This is a genomic window from Nocardia aurea, from assembly GCF_003123685.1.
Taxonomy (GTDB): domain Bacteria; phylum Actinomycetota; class Actinomycetes; order Mycobacteriales; family Mycobacteriaceae; genus Nocardia; species Nocardia aurea.
On the sequence record NZ_QCYJ01000029.1, the window covers coordinates 84270 to 111041 of the forward strand.

The window sequence follows — 26772 nt, forward strand, 5'->3', positions numbered from 1 at the left end:
CGATCGGTGCGCTGGCCCGGATCACTCTCGGTACCTGAGCAGCGCGGGTCTAGATGGTGGATGGTCGCGCAGACGAAGGTGTAGCCGGGTGCACCACTGGCTGCCAGCGGCCGACCCCGCCGCTGGCTGGGTTGTAGTGCACAGTGCGGCTGAATCGACCGTCGCGCCAGTGACGTCGCACCTGCGACAGATTCGGAGCGCCTGATCGTCCGAATGGAGTTTTGGCAATCATCTCAGTCGCTCTTTCGCATGGTCGGATTGAGTGCCGGGTCGAGGAGCTCTCGTCCACATAGCATCGCTGATCGAGCACACTTCACAGCGCACCGAGGTGATCCACGATCAGAAGTACGAAGGCGGTCGTGGCCGCGAAACCTAAACCGCCGTCGCGGATAACCTCGGTGAGGGGTTCGCCTCCGAGGTAGGTGAGTAGAGCCGCAGCAATACCGACGATGACGCCGATCAGTGCGGCGATGGTGACCAGGAGCGCTTTGCGCAACGGCTGGTTCATGCGGGTCTCCCAGAGCCGGGTTTTCGGAACTAATATCGGTAGCCAGCACACCCCACACCGTCCGGTTCAGCAACGACTCGACATCAGCGAATAGCGTGAACGCGCATGTCAGGCATCAGAATTCGGCTCGCGACAATGTTTCGAGTCGTATCGACTCGAAACGACTCGTACTTTGCAAAGACGTGGCGATGACCGAAAGTGGTAGGCGGACTGAGTTTTTCGCCGCCTTGGACGAGTTGCGCACTGCGGCGCGGGCGGTGACCGATAAGCGGCCGCCATCGGTACAGGTGATTTCTCGTAGCACCGAGGTGCCGGTAGGGACGTTGTACAGCTGGTTTCCTACCAGACCGACGAAGACGCGTACGGTTCCACGCAAAGACGAGCAACTAATCGCGGTGCTGGAATTTTTCCTACGTCGCGCCGGCCGCTTGGCCGAACGCGCACAGCTCGATCGGCGTACGCGAGAGGACTGGCTCGCCCTTCGCGACGCCGCCACCGAACCTGCCGAAAGCCGGAGGTCCCGCGACCGGCGCTCGGATTCCACCGCCAACGGCAACGAGGGGGTGATCACTGCCCATGTTCACCATAGTGATGGTCTGATCCCAGCACGCGAGCAGATCACCACGAGCCTTCCTCCCGCACCGCGGACGTTCGTCGGCCGAGAGACAGAGCTGCGGCAAATCCTCGATGCAGCCGACCGCGATCGGATCGTGGCTATTCACGCGATCGACGGCATGGCCGGTATCGGTAAGACCACTCTGGCTGTCTACGCCGCACATCAACTCCGCGCACGGTTCCCACATGGGCAGTATTTCGTCGAGTTGCACGCACACACCCCTGGTCGGGCTCCGGAGCATCCAGCCGAGGTCCTGGCTCGTCTGCTGGCAGCGCTGGGCGTGGATCCTCGCGCAATTCCGGACAGCCTCGCCGCGCGGCGCGATCTTTGGCGCCACCGCCTGTCCGACAAGAAGGTCCTCCTCGTGCTCGACGACGCCACCGATCGAGCCCAGATCGAGCCGTTACTTCCGAGCGGACCGCAGTCACTGACCGTAATCACCAGCCGGAGAAGACTTCTCCTGGTCCCCGATATGCGACCCCTCCCGCTCGAGGTTCTCACCCCTCGCGCAGGAACCGAACTGTTCCTCACCATTACCGGCAGAAACGCACACGACCCGGCCGAACGCGATGTGGCCTCAAGAATCGTGGCACTGTGCGGTCAACTACCGCTCTCGATCGGGCTGGTAGCAGGGCGCGTGGCCCATCACCCGGGCTGGACCGTCACCGAAATCGACCAATTCGCACGAGAGTTGGCGGCGGCGACCAACCGACTGTCGATACTCGATGATGACGGCTCCATCGTGCGCGCAGCATTCGACCTGTCCTACAACTCGATACCACCTGGCAGGCAACTATTGTTCCGCCGCATGGGATTGCACCCCGGCGCTGGGATCGATGCCTTCGCCGCAGCCGCGTTGCTGGGAACCGACCCGGTGGCGGCGGCACGTGAGTTGGGCAACCTACACACCGACCATCTCATCGACGAGATCGCCCGCGGACGCTACCGCCTGCACGACCTGCTGCGCGACTACTCCCGGGCGCTGGCCGCCGCTGACCCACCCGATCACAATCATCGTGCGAGGGACAGACTGCTCGACTACTACCAACACACCGCCGCTGCGGCGGGCGAGCAACTGACACCGGCTAACACACCAGCCTCCGCCACCACGAGTAGCCACCGCGGCCCGACCTTCGGCAACGATATCGAAGCGATGGAATGGCTGCGCCGCGAACGATCCACGCTGCTGTCCTATCTGCAGGACACGACCGACAAGGATCCGACAAAGACGCTCCCCCTGATCAGCCCAGTAGCGTCGCTGCTGATCCGAGACGGGCCGTGGTCACTGGCCCTGCAACTGCTCCAACAGGCGGCGGATCTGGCAGATCGCTTCGACCGTCCACGCGACCACGCCGAAGCACTCGCCGTGATGAGCGAAATCCAGTGGAACGCGGGAGCCAACGCCAACTCGACCAACAACTCACACAAGGCACTGGCGCTGTATCGCGAACTCGGCGACCGCCGCGGAGAAGCCAACATCCTCGTGAACCTGGGGTGTGTCAGTCTCGGGACCAGCCAGTACGGACAAGCCGCAGACCTGTTCGACCACGCTCTGGCGATCTACGGTGACCTCGGTGACCGCTACGGACAAGCCATTGCCTTGCTCAACATCGGCGAGGTACACCTCGAAACCGGAGAACACACCCACGCGACCGAACCGCTCAACCTGTCGCTGACAGCGTTCCGAGAACTCGGCCTACACCTCGGACAGGCCAACACGCTACTACTGTTGGCTCGACTACACCGCCACACTGGACACCACGAACGCGCCGCTGACCTCGCCGCCAGCGCGTTGCAGATGTTCCGCGAGTTCGACAACCACCAAGGCGAAGCGAACACCCTCAACGAAATCGGAGCCAACCTTCAGATCCAAGGTACGTACAGCGCAGCCCTCGACCTGCACCGACAAGCGCTGGTGACCTTCCGCGAGATCGGCTACCAACCCGGTGAACTCACCGCGCTCAACAAAATCGGGGCCGCGCTGCTCAACACCGGTGAACCACGGCAGGCGTCTGCGGCCTTCTCCGAAGCCACAAGAATCGCTGCGCAGAACGGATGCCGACACCAACACGCCCACGCACTCCTAGGAACCGCGCGCGCGAATGCATCCATCGGCGACATCCCAACCGCCGTCACCGACCTCACCACAGCACTCACCATCTACCAGGAACTCGACCTCCCCGAAGCAGACGCCACAGCAACGGAACTCGCAGCACTACGAGCCCTCTACTGACCTCGAGAACAGTCGCACACGCTCCTCGCCAGGGACTGTTTTGGAGGGACTGGTCGTCTGCGGGCGTGTCTGTAAGTCGCCGATACTCGGCCTTGCCGATTCCGGATGCGATGTGACCGTCGCCGTGTAGGTCAACGGAGTTCGTAGCGCGGGGTCCCGGCACGGTCAGGGCTGTCGTCGGATGGGGCTCTGGCCTGGACATCGGTTGCTGCTCCCGGCCGACCAGGTGTTCAGGTATCAGTCCGGCCAGATGGATTCGTCGTAGAGGCTGTGCAGCAGTCGGTCGAACAGCGCGGTGCCTTCGACGACGATCCTGAGTTTTTCGTCGTGTGGCGCAGCCGTAGCCATTTCGATGACGGCGTCGAACGCAGTGTTCGCCACGATCGCCACACGCTCGAGGCTGTAGCCCTGTCTCAGTGGCAGCGACTGGCTGTAGAAGTCATCGAACAGGGTATCGCTGACGAACAGAAAGATCGTCAATCCGTATCGTGTGGAAAGCCCGAAGGGGGTCTGGAAGCCGTCCGGTCCCTGTACCCACAGCGCCAGGAACACATAGGTTTGCGGCGGTGTGGGTTGCTCGGCGAGGCTTCGGATGAGGTCGATATCGGGGTGGTCGATCCGCAGCTCGTGCGCGAGTGCCAGAAAGGGGTCTATCTGCGTCCTCGCCGATGCCTCGAGCGGTGCCTCGCTCAGACGGTGCACGAGACCCGGTTCCCGCATTCGGGGGTACATGGCATGTCGCATGGCGCGGTCGATGCCCCGGTCGTAGGCGTCGTGGCGTTCGGCGTCCTCCACCCGCGCGCGGACCGCTTGGTAGACCTCGTCGGAATCGTGGCCCGACTGCGTCGTGGCAGAGGCCAGAACGCGTGCGAGCACCTGCGCTCTGACCTGGTAGGAGCCTCCGGTCCAAGGGTCGGACCGGACCCGGTCGTCCATACCGCCCGCGATCAACGCCGCCGTCGTGCAACGCGACAGCATGGTCAACGCCCCGAACATGTTGAGGATGGCCGCGCATAGTTCGACGTAATCGAGACCGGTCTCAGCGAATTTCGCACCGCGATCGGTTTCCATGACACGGAAGGTCGACTGGAGCAGGACATGCGCAGCGAACAGATCCGCGTCGATCTCCGCGCGCAGAACCTCGAGGTCGAGCGAATGGGTTGTGCCCGCGTTCGCGAGCTGTTCGTTGATCCGGCGGCTGGTGTCGAGGTCGGTCACGCCCGCGAGCACCGTCTCGATGATCTGATCCAGGTCCTCGTCTTCCATGACACCGGACCATCCGCGGTCATGGGCGTGGACGTGACCGATCTCGTGGAGAAGTCCCAGGAACCACATCGTCATGTAGATCTCGTTGCGGGGCAGGTACTCCAAGTCGAAGACAGTCGTCGGCGCAACAATGAACCCCTGCGAGATACACAGCGATCGCGCGATCAGATACGAGGCTGTCGTGCAATCGCCATGGGCCAGAGACAATTCCGCGATGAGCTGGAGCGCATACCGCTCGACGGCTGCCTCCAATATCTCCGGCGTCACCGACCACGACATCTGTTTGAGCCCGAACAGCTGCGACGACGCGACCAGGAACCGGGTAGAAAACGTGATCGGCGCCGGACTCAGTCCCGGCAGACTGAACATCTCCGGCACACCACCATCGACCCAGTACACCGCGACCTCACGGCCGAGTTCGCGCTCGGCCATGCTCAACACGGTGACCAACGGCGTCAACGGTTCCCGCGTGACACGGGAGAACCGGGCGTTCGCGGGGAGGTGGTCTCTGACCAGTTCGTCCAGGATCGACGGATCCAGGCCGGTCATTGCCGAGGTTCTCGCCGCTCTTCGAGGAGCTTGTCCACGTCGGCGGGACTGGGGTTGACGATTGTCACATCGCCGATCTTGAGTTCACGAACCCGGTTACGGGTCAACAGATCCCGCAAAGAAGTCAGGATCGCCGGTGCTGACTGGACGGCGACACCGGCGACCAACACCCAGGTCGTCGCGGCAGCCCCGTCCAACTGGCGGCGCGGTGACCGCTGGGCGGCAACGCCGTTCTCGCTCAGGTGGCGATCGATCTCGTCCACATCGTCGGCACCGCAGGTGAGGATGATGGTCTCCATACAATGATCATATTGTCACCGCGCGACGCCCCGAAGCAATCGCGACAACCTCCGCCGAAGCCTTTCGGCGAGTCGTCACAGACGACGTGCCAACTCGTGGACACTTACGCATCCGAGCCCGAGAACGGCGCTGCACGATGGAAATACGTGACAGGGGGTAACTCTGCATCGAGTTCAGGTGCCGTCGTGTTGGTCTACGTCCCCGCCGCCTTCGCTAAACCTCGACTGCTTCCCTGCCAACGACATTCCCTTCATTGATCGTGCCCGCAGCTGCGGCGCGTGGTCCGCAGCACGCCGCGCACGAGGTCACTTGCCTGATCTCTTGGGGATCGCCCACGGCAGACATTTGAAGATCTGCCCGAAGTGCCCGAGCGGGGAGGATCGCCCGTCGCGTCTACATGCTGCGGCGTGGTGGGCGGAACCTCCAACACCCAGAAGTCTATCCATGCCTCCTACCAGCACAAACAACCTGAGACTGTCGGTTCGAAATCTTCGCCGGAGGCCACCGCGATACGGTCTCTGCGAAGCCGCGACAACGCCGCAGGTTAGACCGGGTGAAATTTCGGTAGCATCACCTCCGCAGCTCGCCGTCAGGCGAATGGAAACAACCGACCCTTGACGAAGGTGAAGTAGTGCCCAGGTCGACCAAGCCGCGAACCTGTTGCGCGACTGTGGTCGTCGCTGCGCCGACCGCGGATGCATCGGTTCAACGGCTCTCTGCGCGACCGGTGCCGCCGCACCCCGCAATATGTGCGCTGCAATGTCCGTGCCCGCTGACCGCGCGGCAACGCTCTGTTCCAAGAGGAGTGAGGTGGCGTGGCACGGATGGCAGCCGAACCCACGATGTAGTGGCCTCGGTCCGCGGGGATGGTGGTGGGTTGCGGCCGGGCTGCCTGGTGTCGTGAAAGTTGGGCAGAGTGGTCGAGGTGACCGTGATTTGTGGTCGGGCACCGGAATCGGTGTCGTGCGGCGATGATGATTGGTATGTCGGATGGGTGGGAGTTTCCCGATGCAGAGCCTGACGTTGCGCTGGAGCGGTTGCAGGAGCCGTTGAGTTTTCCAGAGTCGTTGCGGGTGTCGACGCAGATTATCGAGGACGCGGTGGTGGTGATCCCGGGCATCATGGGGACCGAGCTCGTCGACGCTGAATCCGGGAAACTGCTGTGGGGGTTGCGTCCTGGGCTTTTGGCGCGAATGTGGGCGGCTCCGACGGGAAATTTGTCACCGTTGGTGGTGGATCGTGAGAAACCGTCGAGGGTGCGGCCTGGTCGGTTGTTGCGGTTTCCGGCGTTGATGCCGGGGCTGGGTAGCGTCGAGCCCTATACGCGGCTGATCCGGGGGTTGCGGTCGGTGGTGCGGCATCCGGATGCGGTGTGCGAGTTCGGGTATGACTGGCGGTTGCCGGTGACCGACAACGCGGCCCTGCTCGCGGAGGCGATTACCGAGCATCTGTTGTGGTGGCGGGTGCGTTCGGATCGCCCGCATGCGCGGGTGCATCTGGTGGCACATTCGATGGGCGGACTGCTCTGTCAAGCACTGGCGGGCATTTCGGGGGCGTATGACGATGTGGCGCAGGTGATCACGCTCGGCACGCCTTTCGAGGGCGCCGCGAAAGCCGCGGTCATCCTGGGGACGGGAGAAGGTTCGCTGGTGCCCGCGCGTGGGTTGCGGCCGATCGCGGTGACCATGCCCGGGATCTACGATTTGTTGCCGACGTATCGGTGCGTCGATGACGGCACTGACGTGCGTCGGCTGACACCGGTCGATGTCGCGGGTCTCGGTGGTGATCGCGGGCTGGCGGACGAGGCGCTGGATCGAGCCGAGCGGCGGCGTTCGGTGGTGATGCCCTCGCATCGGGCGCTGATCGGAGTCGCGCAACCGACCATATGCAGCCTCGCTGTGCAAGCAGGTCGGGTGGAGCCGCGGTTCTATACCTTCGATGTCGGTGCGGATGGTGAGCTGGCCCGCAACACCGAGGGGGCGTTGGTGCGTTTGCCGGGACTCGGTGACGGGACGGTGCCGCGAAATTCGGCGCTGCCGTGGAACGAACGCGACACCGCGCCGCTGCCGCAGCAGCACGGGGCGGTGGCACAAACCGACGAGGCGATCGCGTTCGTGTGCGATCGGTTGCTGCACCGCGATACCGGCGCGCGCCTCGGTGACGGCGAGATCGGGATCAGCGCCCCCGACACCGTCCAGGTGGGCACAGAATTCGTGGTCGAGGTCACCGGGATCGACGACCCATACGATATCGGCTCGGTCGTCTACGACGCCGAGGACGGTGAACGGGTCGACGGACCACAAGCGCGGCGGCACGAGGGCCGGGTGGTCGTACCGGTCACGTTATGGCGTCAGGGCTTGTTCCGGATCGCGGTCACCGGTGGGGGCACTTCTCCGGTGACCATTCTGGTACTGGCGGTGATCTCGGCGGAGGATTGGTGAGCGAAGGGCTGGAGCTGTTCCCGGTCGCGATCGGTACCTACACCGACGAGCGCCTCGAGGACCTTGAGGTGGACACCGAAGTCGCGGAAATCGCTGCGGCTCTGGCCGCCTTCGAGGTCCACCGCATCGACTGGGACACACCAGCCGGAAAGCGAAGTTTCGACGCGGTCAACACACGGCTGAACCAGTGGGCGAAATCGACCCGGCCGCAGACCATCCTGTATTGGGTGGGCCATGGCTGGTCCAATGCTCAAGATGTTGCTCTGGCGCATGCCGACAGCCCTGTAGCGGTACGCAGCCAAGGCGTCAGCGCAAAGCGGATCGCCGACGCGATCGTCACCCGTGCTGGCCAGCCCGGTGGCGACGACGCGGACAGAGTGCCGTGGATGATCGTAGTAATCGATGCCTGTCAATCGGCGGCGTTCGTGCGTGAGCTCAAACTCGAGATCTTTCGCCAAGCTCCAACGACTGAAGCCAAATACTTGCTGATCGGTGGTCTCGCTGGCGCGGGCGCGACCGACCTGGGGCGGTTCAGCACACAACTGCGCTATTTCCTGCACACCGCGCGCGCGACCGAACTCACGATCACCCTTCGCGATCTAGCGGCGCATTTCATAGAACTGCACGCCGAGGTCGAGGAGAAACGGCTCACAAAGGAGGTGGTCCTGCGTCGTCGGTATGTGATGCCGGTCAACCTCGACCTCGACACCCGCAACCAACTCATGGCTGCGCTGGACAGGTTGGACCCGGATGAACTGCTGCACTTCGTACCGAAGGCGTACGGCGGGGAGATGCCCGTCGCCGAGACCATGATCGGCGAACAATCCTGGTACTTCCAAGGCCGCCACAATGAAACTCGTCAGATCGTGGAGTGGCTCGAAGGTACAGACACCGGCATGCTCGTTGTCACCGGTCCCGCTGGCAGTGGCAAATCCGCGCTGCTCGGGCACTTGGTCGTCCACGCCAACCCCACCCTGCGCACCGCCCTGGACCGCGCGGATCTCGTCCAACGACTCCCACCGGATGAACAGCCTCCCGACAACATCTTCGACGCCGTGTTGCACCTGACCGGTGCTCCCACCGTAGAAGTCCTTGTCCGCCTCGCGGCCCTCGCCGAACGCCGGACCCGCAACTCCTTGGTCCACTATGTTCACGGACTCGACGAAGCCGTGAAACTCCTCATCGACGGAATCACCAGCATGCGACGCCGAGTGACGATCCTCGTCGACGCTCTTGACGAGGCCGTCGAACCTCTGCTCGTGGCCAGCAGAATTCTCGCGGTCCTGGCCAGAACTCCACAGATTCGAGTTGTGGTCGGAACCCGAACCAGCACCCACGAGTCTCCCGATCGTCCGTCCCCCGACACCGATCTGCTCGACGCGCTACACGATGGACAGACAACGACAACGACGGTGCCGATCGCTGCAGACGCCACTGCGGTCGCGGGCTATGTGGGACAGCGACTTCGATCGACGCGCACCGTGTTGCTGGATCGTTCTGGTGTGGCAATTGATGTCGAGTCGTTGGTGGCTGATGTATACAGACGCGCACCCCAGTTTCTGTTCGCTCGGCTGTTGGTCCACGAACTACTCGCAGACCCCCGCCAGCGCACCCGGACCGCTTGGACACGACTGCTGGCACGCGATCACCAGTCGCTGTTCGCGGCCGCAGTCGCCAGGCTCAGCGATGGTCAACCTGCTCTTCTGGCGCTGCTGAAGGCGTTGGCCTTTGCCCGCGGACGCGGACTTCCCGCTGTCGAAAGCATCTGGGTCACTGCGGCTCAAGCTCTCACCGCCGACCCCACGACCACGGTCAGCAATATCGACGTGGACCGGTTGACCAAGGTCGCTGCCGCTTACGTGCTCGCCGACCACGAACATGGCCAAACCGTGTACCGGCTCGCGCACCGCACGTTCACCGCATACTTCACCAACGACACCGAACCCACCACCACCACCACCGACCACCGCCATCACCTCGCCATCACCGACGCACTCGTCACCATCGCCACTGAACACATCGAACAAGTCCTCACCGGGACAAACACGCTCAATCCCTACCTGATCCACTACCTGCCCGCACACGCCGCCGCAGCAGGACAACCCGGTTGGAACCACCTCGATGCCCACACCACGCTGCTGCTCGCGCTCGATCCAGGAGCCGTCGCCACCAATGCCTGGCGCAGTTCCTCGGGCCGCTACCCGCTACCCGCTACCGTCGCCGCTATCACCACCCTCAACACACACCTGGAGCCCCTCGCACCCCGCGATCGCTACCTGCCCATCCAAGTCCAAGCCCGCCACCTCGTCATGCCCGCCATCGCAGCCCAGCTTCCCCCGTGGGCACCACCGATCACTGTCGAGACAACCATGCACTCCCCGTCATCGCGACACCGCATCCTCACCGGCCACACCGGTTCGGTGTCGGTGTTGACAACAGCGGTGACAGCTGATGGACGCACACTGCTCGCCTCCGCTGGCGACGACGGGTCCGTCCGGTTGTGGGACCCGTTCACCGGCCGACAACACGGCCAAACCCTGACCGGCCACACCGGTTGGAGGCAGGTGTGGGCGTCGGTGGTGACAGTTGATGGACGCACGCTGCTCGCCGCCGCCAGCCTCGACGACACCGTCCGGTTGTGGGATCCGGTCACCGGACGGCAATACGGCCAAACCCTGACCGGCTTCACCGGTGAAGTGCTCGCGTTGGCATTGGTGGTGACAGCTGATGGCCGCATCCTGCTTGCCTACGCCAGCTGGGAGAACACCGTCCGGTTGTGGGACCCGGTCACCGGCCGACAACATGGCCAACCGCTGGCCGGCCACACCGGTTGGGTCTTGGTCTTGGCGTCGGTGGTGACAGCTGATGGCCGGACTCTGCTCGCCTCCGCTGGCGACGACAAGTCTGTCCGGTTGTGGGACCCGGTGACCGGCCGACAACATGGCCGCCCCTTGACCGGCCACACCGGTTCTGTGCGGGTGTTGGCGTCGGTGGCGGCGGCTGATGGACGCACTCTGCTCGCCTCCGCTGAAAACGACAAGTCTGTCCGGTTGTGGGACCCGGTGACCGGCCGACAACATGGCCGCCCCTTGACCGGCCACACCGGTTCGGTGTCGGTGTTGGCATCGGTGGCGGCGGCCGATGGCCGTGTCCTGCTCGCTTCGGCCAGCGACGACCACACCGTCCGGTTGTGGGATCCGGTCACCGGACGGCAATATGGGCAACCGCTGACCGGCCACACCGGTCCTGTGCGGGCGTTGACATCGGTGTTGGCACCCGACGGGCGCACCCTGCTCGCCTCCGGCGGCAGTGACAACACCGTCCGGTTGTGGGACCTGACCACCAACGAGTCGACGATAGACACTGCTCGGCCAAAGGCGCTGACCAGTAAGATCGACTCGAGCAACCCAGGCCTTATGTCGGTGACGGCGTTGGCGTCGGTGGCGATACCCGACGGACGTACCCTGCTCGCCTCCGCTGAAAACGACAAGTCCGTCCGGTTGTGGGATCCGGTCACAGGCCGACAACACGGGCAACCGTTGACCGGTGCCGTGCGGGCGTTGACGTCGGTGGTGGCGCCCGACGGACGCCCCCTACTCGCCTACGCCAGCGATGATTACACCGTCTGGTTGTGGGACCCGGTCACCGGACGACGACACGGCCAACTACCGAAACGACGATGGTGGCGTAGTTCACCGCAGACGGGGTATGACCCTTTTAATGAGTACGTGTTGGCGTCGGTGGTGACAGCCGACGGACGCACTCTGGTCGCCGCAGCCAATAAAGACCGCTCGGTGTGGTTGTGGGACCTCGCTACTGGGCGACGACACGGGCAATCCCTGCGCGGCCACAGGTTTGCCGTGTTGGCGTTGATGTCGGTGGTGGTATCAGACGGACGTACCCTGCTCGCCTCCGCCAGCCTCGACGACACCGTCCGGTTGTGGGACCCGGTCACCGGACGGCAATACGGGCAACCGCTGATCGGCCACACCGGTCCCGTGCGGGCGTTGACGTCGGTGTTGGCGGCTGACGGACGTACCCTGCTCGCCTCCGCCAGCGACGACCACACCATTCGGCTGTGGGATCCGGTCACCGGACGGCAATATGGGCAACCGCTGATCGGCCACGCCGGTGCCGTGCGGGCGTTGACGTCGGTGGTGGCATCAGACGGACGTACCCTGCTCGCCTCCCTCGGAAGTGACAACACCGTCCGGTTGTGGGAACTCTCAAACGGCGAGCCGATCCTATGGCAAATCCTCAGCCCGGTCCCGGTACCGATCCAGGCAATACACGGAATCGGCCATCGGCTCGCCGTGGCCACTCTGAGCGCCATCATCGTGCTCAGAGTTCACTGCCCACCGCCCCGATGAGAGCTCCTAACCGGTTCGGCTGAGTAGCGCCGACTCTCGTTGCAGTGCCGTATGTTTCGCTGGGTTACAGGCCGCTCTGGCCAGCGTCTCGAGCATCACCCTCGATCAGTCGAGGTCGACGAAGAGGAGTTCGCGCCGCTTCTGGCAGCGGCGGCGCGCCTGAATCTGCTGGAACCTGTGCCGTCGGGACGGCAAGACGCAGGCTCCGCAGTGTCGTGCCCCTTCGGCATATTGAAGTCTCAGAGCGATGTGCCGGGAGGTCAACGTGCGACTCGTGTCGGAATGTCTCGGCGGGCGGTGTGGCGGTGGCGGATCTGCCACTGTTGTTCGACAGGCGTAGTTCCGCCGTGTGTAGGTCTCGCGCGGTTACGGTTGAGCGGTGCTGGTCGGACGGGTGTCGGAGTGCGCGCGAATTGATCACCTGCTTGCCGAGAATCGCTCGGGATCAAGTGGAGCGTTGGTCCTGACCGGGGAGCCGGGGATCGGCAAGACAGCGTTGCTGTGTTACGCCCGCGAGCGCGTCCGGGATGTGCGGGTGCTGTCGGTGACCGGGGTCGAAGCGGAGACGATGTTTCCTTTCGCTGCGCTCGGTCGTCTACTCCGACCGGTCCTGGACGACATCGCATCGATCCCCGACGCTCAGGCCGTCGCCTTGAGGGGTGCGTTGACGCTGGGGGAGGCGGTGCCCGGTGATCGGTTCGCCGTGTATGCGGCGACATTTCAGTTGCTGGCGGCAGCGGCGGAAGCATCCACGATCCTGGTCCTGGTCGATGACGCACAGTGGCTGGATCTCTCGTCAGCGGAAGCGTTGGCGTTCACGGCGCGGCGGTTGCGTGCCGAGGGATTGACGTTGCTTATCGCCACACGCGATCCGCAGGGGTTCGCGGACATGGAGATGCTGCGTGTCGGGGGGTTCGACAATGTGGCGGCGGCGGAACTACTGACTGCTCGATGCGCCGAGGCGCCGGCCGCCGACGTTGTGCGGGTGTTGACCGAGCAGTTGGAAGGTAATCCGTTGGCGTTGTCCGAGGTGGCCGATGCCCTCACCCCGGCCGAGTTGACCGGCCGTGCGCCGCTGCATCTTCCGCTGCAGGCGCGGCTGACCGCAGAACGGATTTTCGGTCCCCGCATCGCTGTGCTCGATCCCGGGCAACGTTTGGTGCTCGAGATCGCCGCGGTCGGCGCGGGTGACGGACCGGCGGCGGTCCTGGCTGCCCTTTCGACACAGCAGATCGCCCGCGCCACGGTCGAAGCTCTCGAGGACAGCGGGTTGGTCTCTTTCGAGGCCGGGCAGGTCAGATTCGTGCACCCGCTGGTCCGTACCGCCGCTCTTGCTGATCTGACACCGTCGCGGCTGCGAGCGCTGCACGCAGAGATGGCTGCGGTCCTGATTTCCCCCTCGCAGGCAGAACGGCGTGCCTGGCATCTCGCCGCGGCGGCGCTGGGCCAGGACGAGGACATCGCGCTAACGCTCGAGAGTGCAGCGGCGCTGGCATCGGGACGTGGCGGCTACGACGGTGCCGCGACGGCGCTCGAGCGCGCCGCCGAACTCTCGGTGCATGACCAGGCCAGGGCGCGGCGTTTCTATGCCGGCGCTGAGGCGGCCCGGCGCGCCGGGCAGACCGAGTGGGCGTTGCGTCTGTTGACCAGGTCCGAGGCTCATGCCTGCGACCCTGCGCTGGTGGCCGCGATCGCGTTGACCCGCGGCCAGATCGAATTGCTGTGTGGCCGTGCAGGGGTCGCGTACACGGTCTGGCAGCAAGGAGCCGGTGCCGTTGCTGATGTCGACCCGGCGATGGCGGGGTCGCTGCTTGCCGCGGCGGCGGCGGGCGCGGCGATAGCCGGCTACGGTACGCGTGCGCTCGAACTCGCACAGGAAGTCAGTTCCTCCAGTGGGAACGACCCGACCATCACCCTGATCACGAAGATCGTCACAGGATGGGCGAGTCACATGTTGGGTCGATCCTTTGACCAGGGGCTCGAGGAGCTCGGCTCGGCCGTGGAACTTCTACACAGTGCTGAATTCGATGTCGATGTCGAGTGGTACGTGCTGGCGGCATTCGGCGTGGCGTGGATCGGGGAAGGGGCACCCGCACAGGGGATTCTCGATCCCCTCGTCCATCGCCTGCGTGTGGAAGGACAGTTGGGACATCTGCCGAGTGCGTTGTACGTCTCGGCCCTCGCCGACAGCAGACTCGGGCGCCTGGAGAGCGGTCGCGCCGCGGCGACGGAGGCCGTCGATCTGGCCGCCAACACCGGTGATCAGCTCATCCGATTTCGCGGGCTCGGATGCCTGGCCCTGCTGGAGGCGCAACTCGGAGACGAGCATGCCTGCCGGACGCACGCCGCCGAATGCCTGAAATGGGTCGAACTGGCCATTCCCAGAGACATGGCGCACGACGCTTTCGATGGCCTGGGTCTTCTGGAACTGAGCTTGGGCCGACCGGAGCATGCGATCTCCTACCTGGCACAGGCCAACCGCTACCCGGAGGCCGATATCGAGGACCCCGTCATCGGGCGTGCGTACTCGGTCAACCTGATAGAGGCCTATGTGTACTCGGGAAGACCGGTACCGGCCACGACGATCGAGCAACTACGCCGATTCACCGACGCCGAAATGCTTCCCGCGGCAGTCGGTTCGGTCCTGTGGCGTGGCCGGGCGTTACTCGCCGACGAGGATCAGTTCGATACCTACTTCACGCGCTCACTGCAGCTGCACGCGCGGGGCGGCTCCCCGTTCGACACCGCTCGCACGCAACTGTGCTACGGCGAGCGATTGCGTCGCAGCGGACGCCGCCGAGACGCTCGTGAGCAGCTGGAGGCAGCGTACGGAACCTTCGAGAGGATCGGTGCCCGCCTGTGGGCCGAGCGCGCCGCCACCGAACTCACCGCCGCAGGGCATCCGATCGGGCGCCCTGTGCCGCAGAACGCCGGTGACCGGCTCACCGCCCAGGAACTACAGGTCGCCCGCCTCGCCGCCGGTGGCGCCACCAACCGTGAGGTCGCCGCCCAGCTGTTCCTCAGCGTCAAGACCATCGAAATGCACCTCGGACGGGTCTACCGCAAGCTCGGGGTCCGCTCCCGCACCCAACTCGCCAACCTGCTCCACAACAACGGCCTGGCGTGAGGAAACCTCATCCGGCTGTGTCCCGCGCCACCGTGCCGATGTGCTGGAATGTCGGTCGCGCACCCGTCGATGTCCCGCATCGAGCCTGATCAGCTCCTCGGCCAAGACATCGAAGGCGTAGAGCAGGCCGAGATGGGTGGTCGTGACGTGCCGGTGGCGGGCGTCGGGATCCAGAGAACTGCGCCAGTCGACGACGCTGTCCATACGGGAGAAGACGCTGAGGAACGGAACATCGGGCGGGAACGACCGCACCAAATCCTGTCGTAGGCCCCGGCAGCAGCGGCCGTGAAGGCATCCGGATCGAATCAACCCGGGAACACCTGCGGTGCCTGCCACCGCGAACGCCACCGCCGCTGTCTTGACCAGGGGATGAACCCCGCCTATGAGACTGTTCAGCGGGCTGCCCAGGGTGATCAGACCGTGGACCAGATCGGGTCGGCGCACCGCGCATGCGCGAGCGAACTGACCGCCGCGGCTGTGTGCCACGATCAGCGCGGACCTACCCGTGTCGAGGACCAGTTCCTCCAACGCTGCCAGTACCGAACCGTAGTTCGCTCACCACAGTCGACACCCCAGCGGATCGGGGCGACAGTCGGGTGACAATGCACAAGGTCGAACCACTCCCAGAGTGGTTCCAACAGCCACGACGTACCGAACAAGCCACCCACCAGCATCACGGGCAGACCTCCCGCGTCCAAGGGGACAGCCACGGATCGGAGTCGGTCGCGTGCCTGTCGCCGCCGCAAAAAGGTGTGTGCCTCGTCGCGCAAGGGAAGGTGCAGTGCGTTGGCGGACCGTTCGGCCGCACTCAACAAATGATCAGCCATGCAGTCACTCTTGCCCGGACAAGCACGGTCACTCGACAGGGAAATCCCTGAAACTCATACGCCTCGCTCCTTCTAGCGGCAATGCGCAAACCCGTGTCGGCAGTCCGAAATCTTGGACCAGGGTTTTCCCCGTCGCCGGTCGATGGGCCCATCCCGAATGCTGTTTTACGGAAACCATTCCAGACGGCGGCTCAACAACCGGCGTGCACAGATCCGCAGTGGCAGGACTCCGATCCTGCACTGCCGAGAACGGAGGTATGTGATGCGACGCAACACTATTCGCGCGACGATGCTCGTACTGGCAGGAGCGACGGTGGTCGCTGTGTTGCCGGGTTCGGCCTCGGCGGCGGTCCTGGATTCGGACCCGGTCGGTGGCCGGGAGCGGGTGAAGGTCACCGTCACCTCGGACAAGGGCTTTCCGGAGCCATGCAACGTGTACGTGGACGGGGGGCCACTACCGCGTGGGACGATCAGCCTTCTGCCCGGTCACAGACAGAGCCTGGTCATCGGCCAGGTCGCCCCCGGCTGGCGCGAAATCACGGTCGCCTGCTCCGCAAGCCTGCCCGTGACCAGGCCGGTGGAGGTCGGGTTGGCTAATCCGGCGCTGGACGCGGTCGACTCGATGTTGATCGGTACAGGGAGCAGCTCGATGGCGACCGATCCCACCCTGCGGTGAGCATCCCCCCGGGGGGCGGGAGGACGACGAGCGCCCGGTGGGTTCGGGAGAACCCGACCGGGCGCTCGGGAATCGGTCGATCGTCGGCGTCACGCCGGACGGTGCGGAAGCTGCCGTCCCCCTTGTTGTGGGCGGGAAGGTTGTGGTGGACATGAGTGAGGACGAGCGGGATCGGTGGGCGATGGTTCGGTTGCCGTTCCCATACGCGGAGGCACTGCGGCTACGTGCCGCAGGCATCGGTGATGAGGTGATCGCGCAAATCCTGGCCCTGGACGTGACAGCGGTCGGGTCGGTGTTGGCGATAGCCGAGGTGAAACTGGCCGCGATCCGCGATCGTGGGCGGTGATGAGTATGGGCATCGGTAACCTCGCCCCGCCGTCTGCTACCAGCGATTATTCTGAGACGATGGTGGCCGCGTGGCCGCTGATCGGGCGGGCCGAGGAACTGGACCGGCTGCGGGAATCGACTACTCCCGCAGCCCACGGCTCGGTCCTTTCGGGTCCCGCCGGTGTCGGCAAAACTCGTCTTGCCCGCGAGGTTACGCGATTCGGGTGGGAACCTTGTCTTCGCTGCCGCGTCGGGCGTGGGCCGTCGCGGCTCGGAGCGGGCATGCGTAACCGTGCCGCTGAGCAGCGCTAACCGTGTCAGGCCACGTCGTGGGTGGTGACCGAATCGGGTGTGGCGAGGCCGCGTCGGTTCTTGATCGAGGCCGTCGTCGCGCGCCATCTGCCGTGACCGACTGGCCGCCCAGGGCTCGAAACTACTCGGGCACAAGTGGTGTCGTTGTCCACCAAGACGTTCGGTTACATCCTAATCGAGACGCCTGGGATGAATCCCGCCGCTACGCAAATTCTCGACGGACTCGCGGCATTCTCCCGGGCTCCGGAACCGATCACGACCCAACCCAACCCAACCCTAGGGCCGCCGCCGAATACCGGTCGGCTCACCGACTCACGGTCTATCGCGAGGATTCGAACAGCGCATCGTGGAGGCTGACGCGGCCACCGTTGCTCGCACCCCATCTCGGCACCGCGCAACCTCCGCCACCACCACCCACCGAGGGAGGTCCGTCTACCGAAGCAGTGTCGTCGTGTGCTGGCACGTCGGCCTGTCCCACCTCTCGACCTACATCTTCAGGAAATTTCTGCGGAACTGGAACAGATCGGGGTGCGATATGTCGTGACATAGGTATGACGAGAATTTCGACACAGCCTCGACCGGGGGGGATCCGTTGGTGACCGACGAGCACGATGAGGATTACGAGCCGACCGCGCAGCAGCGGTGGAGGTGGCGGCGCGACGCTGTTTTCCAGCCCGAGGGTGAACTCGCCCCCGAGGTGTTTCCACGTCTGCAGAACATGTCGGCGGGTTTTCTGTTCCAGGGTGTGATCCGCCCGCTGCGACCGGAGCCGGAGGAGTTCGTGACGCTGGCGATCCCGCGGGCTCGGCAGGTGGAGTTGGAAGGAGCGGTCGCGCAATGGAACATGTTGTGGGAGGCAGCACAGTTCCGGCGCCGGTTCTTCGATGAGGACGATCTGCCCGCGCCGATCGCCAAGGTCGCTGATCTGGGTGATGTGAACGTGACGTTCGTACCGCGGACCCGCTCACGGTATTTCGAGTACGCGCCGCTGGTGCACCTGCTACCCAAGCGGGTACTCGACGCCTTCGGACTGCCGGCGCTGCGTGGCGGATTGTGGCCGTTCTTGGCCGATTACGCTCGCGTCGATGAGTTCCTGCCGGAGGACTTCGAGCGTCGGCTGGGCAAGGCGTGGGCGAGTGTGGTGTGGCCGCATCTGATGTCGGGTTCGGCACTGGGCGCGTTCTCCGGCGACGATCCGATCCGGCTGCTCGCTCACAACCTCGATTTCTGGGTTCCTGCGGTCACCGCGGTGATCCACGATCGGCTGCGGGAGTTCCCCGAGGTCGACAAAGACCGCAAGGTAGGGCCGGTCACTCCGGTCGATGGCAGCGTCCTGTCCGGCGCGGTCACCGGTAACCCCCGCACGGGCGGCCCGGTGTGGTTCGGTGAGGAAGACGCTGCTGATGCTCTCGCCGAGACGGCGGCGGCGGCGGATCGGTCGGGGCAGTTGCGCGGCATCCTGGACGCGGTCCGGTCTCACCGGGCCGCGGACGACTTCTCCCACCGATGGTCCTTCGCCCGTGAGGACTTCGAACGCCAACTGCACGGCAAACGCCGCAAGATAAAAGTCAGTTTCATGGAGTTGACCGACACCACCCCGGTTCAAGGCCCGGAAACCGAAGTGGTGGGCAACACCGTCACCAACGACTTCCTCGCCCTGCTCGATCCTCGTAACCGCCAGATCGTCGTGCTGCTCTCCAGCGGCGTCACCCGCAAGACCGAGATCGCGAAAGCCCTCGGCTACGCCAACCACAGCGCCGTATCCAAACGCCTGACCCAAATCCGCCGCGCCGCTGAAAGGTACTTCGATGCCACCTGAACACCGGAACCCGGCCGGGCAGCCCACCGCACTCGGCCGCTCGGCACTACTGCCACGGATCGCCGACCCACAAGAACACGCCGCTGTGACCGAACGCGAGCGCCCTGTTCTGAGACTGATCACCCGCTGCCGCCGCTGCCGTCACTGGCTGTTGGCACCCCAGTCGGTCGCCCACGGCATCGGCCCGACATGCGCGGCACACGCGCACCCTCGGTCGCCTGATCCTGGTCAACCGACACTGTTCGACATCGCGGCATGAATATCACGGCGCTGGTTCGGGTCAGGATCTTCGCCCTGCTGTGGTGCCGCGCGGTGACTGGCGCGCCGCCACTTTTGGGCGCTGCTTGCCCTGAACATGCACTGGGAGCCCGTCAATGTCACGGCCTGGGCCTGGTTGGAAACCAGACACCTCGGAGTGCAAACCCATCACGGTGTGGTGGAACGAGAGCACTTGACCCGCCCACGGCCACCATCGTCGCACAACAACGTCGACTTCTGCGACAACCACCGCCGAGATGATTGCCGCGCCCGTCGAGAGCAGGCCGTGGCGACATGAACCGTCACAGTGTGCTGTCGGACTCCGATAGCAGGGATGAAAACGACGAGCAGCGAAAAAGGCTGTGCGCATTGCCGAGCACGCGACAGGGACGATCACGGTCGGGATGGTTCCGCAAATCCGCCAACACGCATATCGTGAAGACGAGACAGTCATCTGCCCGGGGGAGACGCGAATGCCCAGCCTCGAACAGCGCTACGTCGACATCATCGAGGCCGCGAAGAAACTCGGGCACGATCCCGACGTCGACCTGCTCCGTGATCTGCGCGGAGAACTCGCCCGCCTCGACTACGAGGTGCGGACCACCGTCCCTGCGGGGCGTCGGCGTGAACTCCTCGACCGCGCCAGCGGCGGTGCGCAAACCCTCCTGGCCCACGCGGCGAACCGCGCGAAGATCGCACGCGATGTGGCCGACGCCGAGCACGCCCGTGAACTGCACGATGCCCAGCATCCGACCGTACTGAGCCCACGCAGCGCCCTGGCCGACTACACCCCTGACACTCTCGACCGTGCGGTCCGCAACTACAAAGACCACGGCCGGAGCCGATAAGGCGCAGCCTGCCTGCCAAGGGGGGCACGAGGCAGAACTGCACCGCAGTCGATGGGACTGTAAATAAAGCGGTTCTGTCTAACATGCGGTGGTATCCCGGTCACCCGAGCAGGATGGAGTGTCGGAGTAGCTCGAAGCCCGCGCGGCCATACATTTGGCGTTTGATCAGCTCGGACTTTCCCCGGCGCGGCGGAATTGGAAGATCCGGTGGGTGGGGGCGGCCTCGCCCTACTCAGGCGGTAGCGCGTTCGTAGGCGGTGACAAGTTCGGCGGAAACTCGACCGCGCGCTGATACCTTGTGTCCGTTTTCTCTTGCCCAGGTACGGATTTCAGCGTTGTTCTGTTTCTTCGGGGCCGAAGCGGCGACAAGTTTGCGGCCGCGCGTTGAGCGGCCGGTACGGCGAGCGGCTGAGAGCCAGGGATGAAAGGTCGCACCGTAGCGATTCGGCGTTGGTTTCGGACAGGTCGATTTCGTAGACCTCGCCATCGAGGGCGAAAGACACGGTCTCAGCGGCTTGGGATTTGCCGTCGTAATCGTCGACGACTGTCACAACGACCTTGCGAGCCATGGGTTGGACTACCTTCCTATCGATGCTGCCGCTCACTCGTCGTCTCGACGGCGAATTCGGGGGCCGATCAACACCTGGAGCACCAGCCACCGGAGACTGGATCGTTTCGCTGGCCTATCTTTTGCCTCCGATGTTCAAGCTTGGAGGCGCGAAAGTAGGTTAACGTTTCGTAGTGTCTTAACATGGCGATCCTGCGCCGTCGCCGTATCGGTGGGGGCTTCAGTGACTGTGCCGCTGAGCAGAGCTGCCTCGAAGAACACGATCTTGGTGCGATCGACGCGTTGCCCGAGTCTGGCCCGCGGTCGCGGCCTGGGCCATGATCTCCAGAATCGGTACGGAGATCATGGCCTCAATGCCGAATGACAACGGCCACAACAGCCACCATGTGAGACCGGTTGCGAGTCGGCGGGTGTCAGGTTGCGGTCGATGTTTATCGCCGACCACAACATGCCCACCCTGATCACACAGCGCAGGAGCAGCGACGAGCGTTTCGCACGGTCGTGCAACCCCGCCACCAGTGCATCCTGGTTCGTCGCCCGCGCTCGATCAGCACGGGCATGGGCGGAACCAACGCTGCTGACGTTCGTCGCGCCGTTGCTAGCGCGTAGTGGACCGGGGTAGTCGCAACTCCACGGCCAGTTCCTCTCGCGCGGAACGCTTTCGATCTTGACGTCGCTGCCGCGCTCCCATTGCGCCAGTTCACGCTCTGCGTCTGTTTCCTCGACCGACATCGCCTCGTACAGGTCACGAGCCTGCAACATTTTCGTGTGATCTCGACCGAGTCTCGCAACGACGCGGGAACAGGCAGATGTACTCGGCTCGGCACCGTACATCCCCGGCCCCGCCGCGCCTCCCGCGTACCAGCACTCGCTGCATGCCCGCGGTCGGTGTCATCCGTCAGGATCTCGTCAGCCTTTTCCTCGTCTCATCTTTGTCCATCCTCGATCGGGCGCAGATAGTCCAGATCTGCCAAGGATTTGGCAGCGCACGGGTGGGGTTCACCGGTGAGTTCGGCTAAGGCCCGGGCCACTTCCGGAATGCCCGCACGCGTGTAGATCAGGGTCGTGGCACCGCCGGCGTTGTCCGAATGCCCGGCATAGGCCTTGGAGACCGGCATCCCGAATCGACGGTCGACCCAGGTCAGGGTCGTGTGTCGCAGCCAGTGAATGGTCACGTTGTGTTGCTCGACCCACGGAAGGTGACGTCCTGCGCGTCGGAAGAACGTCGTATACCTGGCACCGGAGATGGGATTACCGTTCTTGTACCGCAGAAGCCGCCCGTCGGCCTTCTCCGAGATCATCTGGCCGTTCGTCGCGCGAAGCCCGACGAGACTCGAAGCCGGTTTACGGGTTGCGGTGTGTGCTTGCAGTGCCCGCATCAGCGTCGGCGAGATCGGCTGCCACCGCTCGAGTTCGCCCTTCTCGGTCAGTCGGATCAGACAGTTGACGGGATCGAGGTCCCCTTCTCGCAAGGCAAGCGCGCCGCCACGTCGACATGCTGTCTCGGTATGCAGCCGCAGGATCAGCGTGTCCAATTCGGGGTCGTCGCCGGTCGTGGCGGCGATCGTGTTGATCTCGGTCAGCTGTTCTGCCGACAGCGCGCGCCGTCGTGATGGCGGCCTGCGGGGCTTGGTGACCTTTCTGCTGGGGTCCTTCTCGGTCCGCAGGTAGCCGTCGTTGATGGCGAATTCGTAGAGTTTGCGCATCGCGTTCACTGCCGTGGTCGCTGTGCCTTTTCCGCCGCGATCGGTGCGTCGCATCTGGCGGCCCTCGACGAATTGAGTGAGGACGGTGAGCAGTTCGGTGGGTGTGGGCTCGTCGAGACGCTTGTCCGGCCACACGGCCACGAGTCTGCGCCAGCACACGTTGTAGATGTCGCGAGTGTCCCTGGCGGGCATGGCCGCATACACGCGTGGCACGTACTCTGCGAAAGTCGGGACCGACTGTTCACCTGCGGAGAACACCAGCAGGTCTTGGGCAGTGAGTCCCAAACGTTCCAGCAGCAGACTTATGGCCCGGACTTCGGAGGCATCGGTCGAGGTCATGACGAGACCACCTTGGACTCGGCCTGATCGACCCACGCGTTCACCATGTCATCGACGACCCGCAGTGGTAACACGGTCAGAGATCCGGTCTGGGTGTCGGCAGCCAACATGACCTGGTCACCGCGACTCACGCCCAGCATCCGGCGGACGGAGGCGCTGAGCCACAGATCGCCGGCAGCGCTCACCCGGAGTCGACCGGCATTCGCGAGCCGCAAGCGAACAGCCCCTCCATGACGTACAGCCTCGAGTCTCATACCCGGCCGCCACTCGAGTAACGACATGATCGCCCGGTCGGAGACTCGACCGTTGCAATCGACGCGCTTGACCCCATAGGCCCAGCGAGGGTCGCGAGTGGGTATCGAGCTGACCAACTCGACAACCGGAAGTGGCTCGACGTCGTAGTGGCTATTTTTCAGCGACGATCGGCGGGCGCCTGCAGAATCCGGCAAGACGGGCACCAACGGCGTGACGCTCACCTACATACTCCCGCAGTAGATTGGTGCGTGAAGACCTCGGAGAGCGGCTCGACTGCCGTGTCAGAGGAGTGCGAAAACATAAGATATGCAGCGCATTTGCCGCAACGCGGTGCCAGAATACATGATCCTGAGCTACGCGTCGCAGCAGGACTACGACGGCATGGTGGGTAAGGAGAGCGGCAAACCGGCGTGGTCACGTGAGGAGTTCGAGGCCATGGCCGCGTTCATGACCGAATTCAACGGCAAACTCGAGGCCGCGGGTGAACTCGTGGAGACGCGCGGACTGGTCGAACCGGTGCACACCCGCCGGATCGGTGCCAAGAACGGCGAGCTGTTCGTCACCGACGGTCCCTACGCCGAGACCCAGGAGGTGTTGGCCGGGTACTGGATCGTCGAATGCGAGAGTTTCGACCGCGCCACCGAGATCGCCTCGGAACTGAAGAATTGTCCGGCGCCCGCGCATCTGATCGATCTCGAATATGTCGACGTGCGTCCGTTGGCGGACGCCGCGCCCGATTTCGACTGACCATGTCCGATGCCGCGATCACGGACCTGCTTCGCGTCTGCGCGCCGCGGGTCCTCGCGGCGTTGGTGCGTCGCTACGGCCATTTCGACACCGCCGAGGACGCGGTGCAGGAGGCACTGCTCACGGCCGCCACCCGGTGGCCGACCTCGGGCATCCCCGAGAATCCGCAGGCCTGGTTGATCACCGTCGCCTCCCGCAGACTCACCGATCTGCTGCGCGCCGAGCAGGCTCGTCGAGCGCGGGAGGAGCGGGTCGCGCGGTGGGCGTTGCCGCAGGATTGGCTGACCCCCGCCGCGGACCGGACGCCCGCCGACTCCGATGACACCCTCATCCTGCTGTTCCTGTGCTGTCACCCGGCGCTGACCCCGTCTTCGCGGGTCGCGCTGACCCTGCGGGCCGTCGGCGGCCTCACCACCGCCGAGATCGCGCGAACCTTCCTGGTGCCGGAGGCGACGATGACCAGACGCATAAGCCGGGCCAAACAAACCGTCCGCGACAGTGCGGACGGGTTCGCCGTACCTCCGGCCGCGGACCGGGACGCACGATGGGCGGCCGTGCTGCACGTGCTGTATCTGATCTTCACCGAGGGTTATGCCGCCACCTCGGGCCCGGATCTGCACCGCGTCGAATTCTCGGCCGAGGCGATCCGGCTCACCCGGCTCGTGCATCGACTGTTGCCCGGAGACGACGAGGTCACCGGATTGCTGGCGTTGATGTTGCTCACCGACGCACGTCGCACGGCCCGCACCGGGCGCGGCGGGGAATTGATCGCGATGGAGGATCAGGATCGCGCGCTGTGGGACGCCGCGGCGATCGCCGAGGGCATCGCGCTGATCACCGCGGCCCTGCCGCGCGGCGTCCCCGGCCAGTACCAGTTGCAGGCGGCGATCGCGGCCGTGCACGACGAGGCCCCGACCTACGCCGATACCGACTGGGCGCAGATCATGCTGCTCTACGAACGCCTGCTGGGGCTGGTGGACAATCCGGTGATCGCGCTCAACCACGCCGTCGCGGTGGCCATGGTCCGGGGCCCGCGTGAGGGACTCACCAGGGTCGACCAGCTGGCCCACGACCCGCGCCTGGCCGAGGACCATCGACTTTCGGCGGTTCGCGCGCATCTGCTCGAACGGATCGGGGAGAGCGCGGCCGCCCACGCCGCGTATCTGCGCGCCGCCGACCTGACGACCAGTCTGCCGCAGCGGCGCTACCTGGTGACACGTGCCGCCCGGATTCTCGGACCGGTCGTGCCGTAGGTCAGTACTGGCGGCGATGCGGAACGAATTCCAGTGTCAGCAGCGCCAGCGCGGCCGGGAGGACTTCGCGCCAGCGGACCAGCACGTAGCGCTGCTCGGCCATCGCGTGGAATTTGCGCAGGAACCGATACAGCGATTCCAGCCGGATCAGCGGGTCGGCGAGGTGGACGGTGGCGTGGACCAGCTGCCCGGCGCGGGAGCGTTCCTTCTCGGCGAACAGTTCCGGGAAGGGCGCGAAGGCCAGCGAGATCCGGGTGACGCCGTTCGCGCGCCCGTAGCCGATCAGGTCCACGATCATGCGCTCATCGAGGCCGTTGGGCGCGTCCTTGCGTCGCCACGGCACGTCCAGACTCAGTTCCGTGCCCCGTGCCGACATGCCGTAGCGCTGGAATCCCGCGACCCGTCCCTGCGCGTCGCGGGCGATGATCAGCAGCATGCCGGGATGGCATCCGTCGAGCAGGTGATCCAGGATCATCGAGAATCCGCGGCTCTGGCGGCCCACCCGCCACTCGTCGACGATGTCGAGTAGTTCCGCGCGCAACGGTTCGGTGAGCGCCGTCTCGAGCATGATCTCGGTGGTCACCCCGAAATTCGCGGTGCGGTTCACGGCTTGGCGCAGATTCCGGTACTCGCGCCCGACCATGGCGAAAGCGCCGACGTCGATCACCACATCGCGTCCGATGGGCACGGTGCGAAGGCCGCGGTGTTCGACGGCGCGGTACCGCCACAGTTGGGCCATCTCCTGGCCGGAGCCGAGCACCGCGATCCGCCAGCCGTTCTCGGCCGCGAACGCCGAGAATTCGGTTATCAACGGGCCGAATGCCACGCGATCACCGATCGGGTCGCCCGAGACGACCGCGATCCCGAAGCGGGCGCGGTAGGCGATCGCGGCGCAGTTGGTCGCGTCGAAGAAATAGCTCTTGGAGGAGTGCAGTGCGAAGGCGGCGAGCGGGTCGCGTTCGGTGCGCCCGATCAGTTCGGCCACCCGGTACCGGTGCTCGGGCTGCGGTCGGCTCGAATGCGGCAGCATGAGCACGAATCCGGTCGAGGCGAGGAAGACGAATCCGGCCGGCGAATGTTCGGCGCGGTAGGCCACGTTGGCCAGCGCGAGCATCACGACGGCGGCGGCCACGTGCGTGAGGGTGATCGGACGGCACAGGTGCAGTCCGCGCACCACGAAGAGTCCGGCCAGCGATACCGCGACGAACCAGCCGCGATTGACCCCTTCGTGGGCCGCGCGTTCGGCCGCATACAGCAGCAGGGCGCTGACCAGCAGCAACACGACGGTCAGCGCGGGTCGAAGCGCGGGGGCCGCGTACACGGCGATCTGACGGTAGCCCGCGGTCTGACCGTGGACGGCGACCTTGCGTTCCTCAGGCATGCCACCTCCTCGATGCCTCAGGTGTCATTACGCCCTCCGAATGATT

The 26772-nt window shown here is 64.9% G+C and carries 20 protein-coding genes; 11 read left to right on the forward strand and 9 right to left on the reverse strand.

All coding sequences use genetic code 11. The annotated features are described in order from the left end of the window. Positions 1 to 313: 313 nt before the first annotated feature. Positions 314 to 508 carry a hypothetical protein gene (locus DAT37_RS10960; protein ID WP_109524652.1) on the reverse strand — a complete coding sequence of 65 codons (195 nt, stop codon included), beginning with the start codon at positions 506 to 508 and terminating at the stop codon, positions 314 to 316. A 188-nt stretch (positions 509 to 696) separates the two neighbouring features. On the opposite strand from DAT37_RS10960, the gene DAT37_RS10965 reads away from it, so the two are divergent. Continuing rightward, positions 697 to 3357, forward strand: a complete 2661-nt coding sequence (locus tag DAT37_RS10965; RefSeq protein WP_157978409.1) for an ATP-binding protein — start codon at positions 697 to 699, stop codon at positions 3355 to 3357. A gap of 237 nt (positions 3358 to 3594) precedes the next feature. Here DAT37_RS10965 and DAT37_RS10970 read toward each other — a convergent pair whose 3' ends face one another. Both DAT37_RS10970 and DAT37_RS10975 read right to left on the reverse strand, forming a co-directional pair. Then, on the reverse strand, positions 3595 to 5172 hold the full coding sequence (locus DAT37_RS10970) for a hypothetical protein (RefSeq protein ID WP_109524654.1): 1578 nt from the start codon (positions 5170 to 5172) through the stop codon (positions 3595 to 3597). Beyond that, a complete protein-coding gene (locus DAT37_RS10975; protein WP_109524655.1) occupies positions 5169 to 5471 on the reverse strand; it encodes a hypothetical protein in 303 nt (100 codons plus the stop codon). Before DAT37_RS10975 ends, DAT37_RS10970 begins: the two co-directional genes overlap by 4 nt. Positions 5472 to 6545: 1074 nt before the next feature. Here DAT37_RS10975 and DAT37_RS10980 point away from each other — a divergent pair. The 8 genes from DAT37_RS10980 to DAT37_RS11015 all read left to right on the forward strand — a co-directional run bounded on the left by DAT37_RS10980 (position 6546) and on the right by DAT37_RS11015 (position 20477). Next, on the forward strand, positions 6546 to 7913 hold the full coding sequence (locus DAT37_RS10980) for a PGAP1-like alpha/beta domain-containing protein (RefSeq protein ID WP_157978410.1): 1368 nt from the start codon (positions 6546 to 6548) through the stop codon (positions 7911 to 7913). Continuing rightward, on the forward strand, positions 7910 to 12283 hold the full coding sequence (locus DAT37_RS10985; protein ID WP_157978411.1) for an nSTAND1 domain-containing NTPase: 4374 nt from the start codon (positions 7910 to 7912) through the stop codon (positions 12281 to 12283). The genes DAT37_RS10980 and DAT37_RS10985 overlap by 4 nt, the downstream gene beginning before the upstream one ends. Positions 12284 to 12677: 394 nt before the next feature. Then, positions 12678 to 15410 carry a helix-turn-helix transcriptional regulator gene (locus DAT37_RS10990; protein ID WP_232839693.1) on the forward strand — a complete coding sequence of 911 codons (2733 nt, stop codon included), beginning with the start codon at positions 12678 to 12680 and terminating at the stop codon, positions 15408 to 15410. 1089 nt (positions 15411 to 16499) lie between these two features. Next, entirely contained in the window at positions 16500 to 16913 is a 414-nt protein-coding gene (locus DAT37_RS11000) for a hypothetical protein (RefSeq protein ID WP_109524659.1), read from the forward strand. 151 nt (positions 16914 to 17064) lie between these two features. Further along, positions 17065 to 17259: a hypothetical protein gene (locus tag DAT37_RS44025; RefSeq protein ID WP_157978412.1), complete on the forward strand. Its 195-nt coding sequence runs from the start codon at positions 17065 to 17067 to the stop codon at positions 17257 to 17259. A gap of 888 nt (positions 17260 to 18147) precedes the next feature. After that, positions 18148 to 19371, forward strand: coding sequence for a hypothetical protein (locus tag DAT37_RS11010; RefSeq protein ID WP_109524790.1), 1224 nt, complete (start codon positions 18148 to 18150; stop codon positions 19369 to 19371). Then, on the forward strand, positions 19361 to 19630 hold the full coding sequence (locus tag DAT37_RS45370) for a DUF6011 domain-containing protein (protein ID WP_232839670.1): 270 nt from the start codon (positions 19361 to 19363) through the stop codon (positions 19628 to 19630). The genes DAT37_RS11010 and DAT37_RS45370 overlap by 11 nt, the downstream gene beginning before the upstream one ends. A gap of 472 nt (positions 19631 to 20102) precedes the next feature. After that, a complete protein-coding gene (locus DAT37_RS11015; protein WP_109524661.1) occupies positions 20103 to 20477 on the forward strand; it encodes a hypothetical protein in 375 nt (124 codons plus the stop codon). A 232-nt stretch (positions 20478 to 20709) separates the two neighbouring features. Here DAT37_RS11015 and DAT37_RS46615 read toward each other — a convergent pair whose 3' ends face one another. The 5 genes from DAT37_RS46615 to DAT37_RS44035 form a co-directional block, all read right to left on the reverse strand. Further along, entirely contained in the window at positions 20710 to 20805 is a 96-nt protein-coding gene (locus DAT37_RS46615; RefSeq protein ID WP_456320118.1) for an Lsr2 family DNA-binding protein, read from the reverse strand. A gap of 1 nt (position 20806) precedes the next feature. Continuing rightward, on the reverse strand, positions 20807 to 21046 hold the full coding sequence (locus DAT37_RS46620; RefSeq protein WP_456320117.1) for an Lsr2 dimerization domain-containing protein: 240 nt from the start codon (positions 21044 to 21046) through the stop codon (positions 20807 to 20809). A gap of 341 nt (positions 21047 to 21387) precedes the next feature. Further along, positions 21388 to 21807, reverse strand: coding sequence for a hypothetical protein (locus DAT37_RS44030; protein WP_157978413.1), 420 nt, complete (start codon positions 21805 to 21807; stop codon positions 21388 to 21390). Positions 21808 to 21971: 164 nt separating this feature from the next. Continuing rightward, positions 21972 to 23090: a tyrosine-type recombinase/integrase gene (locus DAT37_RS11025; RefSeq protein WP_109524662.1), complete on the reverse strand. Its 1119-nt coding sequence runs from the start codon at positions 23088 to 23090 to the stop codon at positions 21972 to 21974. Beyond that, positions 23087 to 23566: a hypothetical protein gene (locus tag DAT37_RS44035; RefSeq protein WP_157978414.1), complete on the reverse strand. Its 480-nt coding sequence runs from the start codon at positions 23564 to 23566 to the stop codon at positions 23087 to 23089. The genes DAT37_RS11025 and DAT37_RS44035 overlap by 4 nt, the downstream gene beginning before the upstream one ends. Positions 23567 to 23687: 121 nt before the next feature. Here DAT37_RS44035 and DAT37_RS11035 point away from each other — a divergent pair, with 121 nt between their 5' ends. Beyond that, positions 23688 to 24092: a YciI family protein gene (locus DAT37_RS11035; protein WP_109524791.1), complete on the forward strand. Its 405-nt coding sequence runs from the start codon at positions 23688 to 23690 to the stop codon at positions 24090 to 24092. A gap of 2 nt (positions 24093 to 24094) precedes the next feature. Beyond that, entirely contained in the window at positions 24095 to 25345 is a 1251-nt protein-coding gene (locus tag DAT37_RS11040) for an RNA polymerase sigma factor (protein ID WP_109524664.1), read from the forward strand. Position 25346: 1 nt separating this feature from the next. On the opposite strand, the gene DAT37_RS11045 is transcribed toward DAT37_RS11040, so the two are convergent. Next, the gene (locus DAT37_RS11045) at positions 25347 to 26726 is read right to left on the reverse strand and encodes a bifunctional lysylphosphatidylglycerol flippase/synthetase MprF (RefSeq protein WP_109524665.1); all 1380 of its coding nucleotides are present in this window, start codon (positions 26724 to 26726) and stop codon (positions 25347 to 25349) included. Between the last annotated feature and the right edge of the window lie 46 nt (positions 26727 to 26772).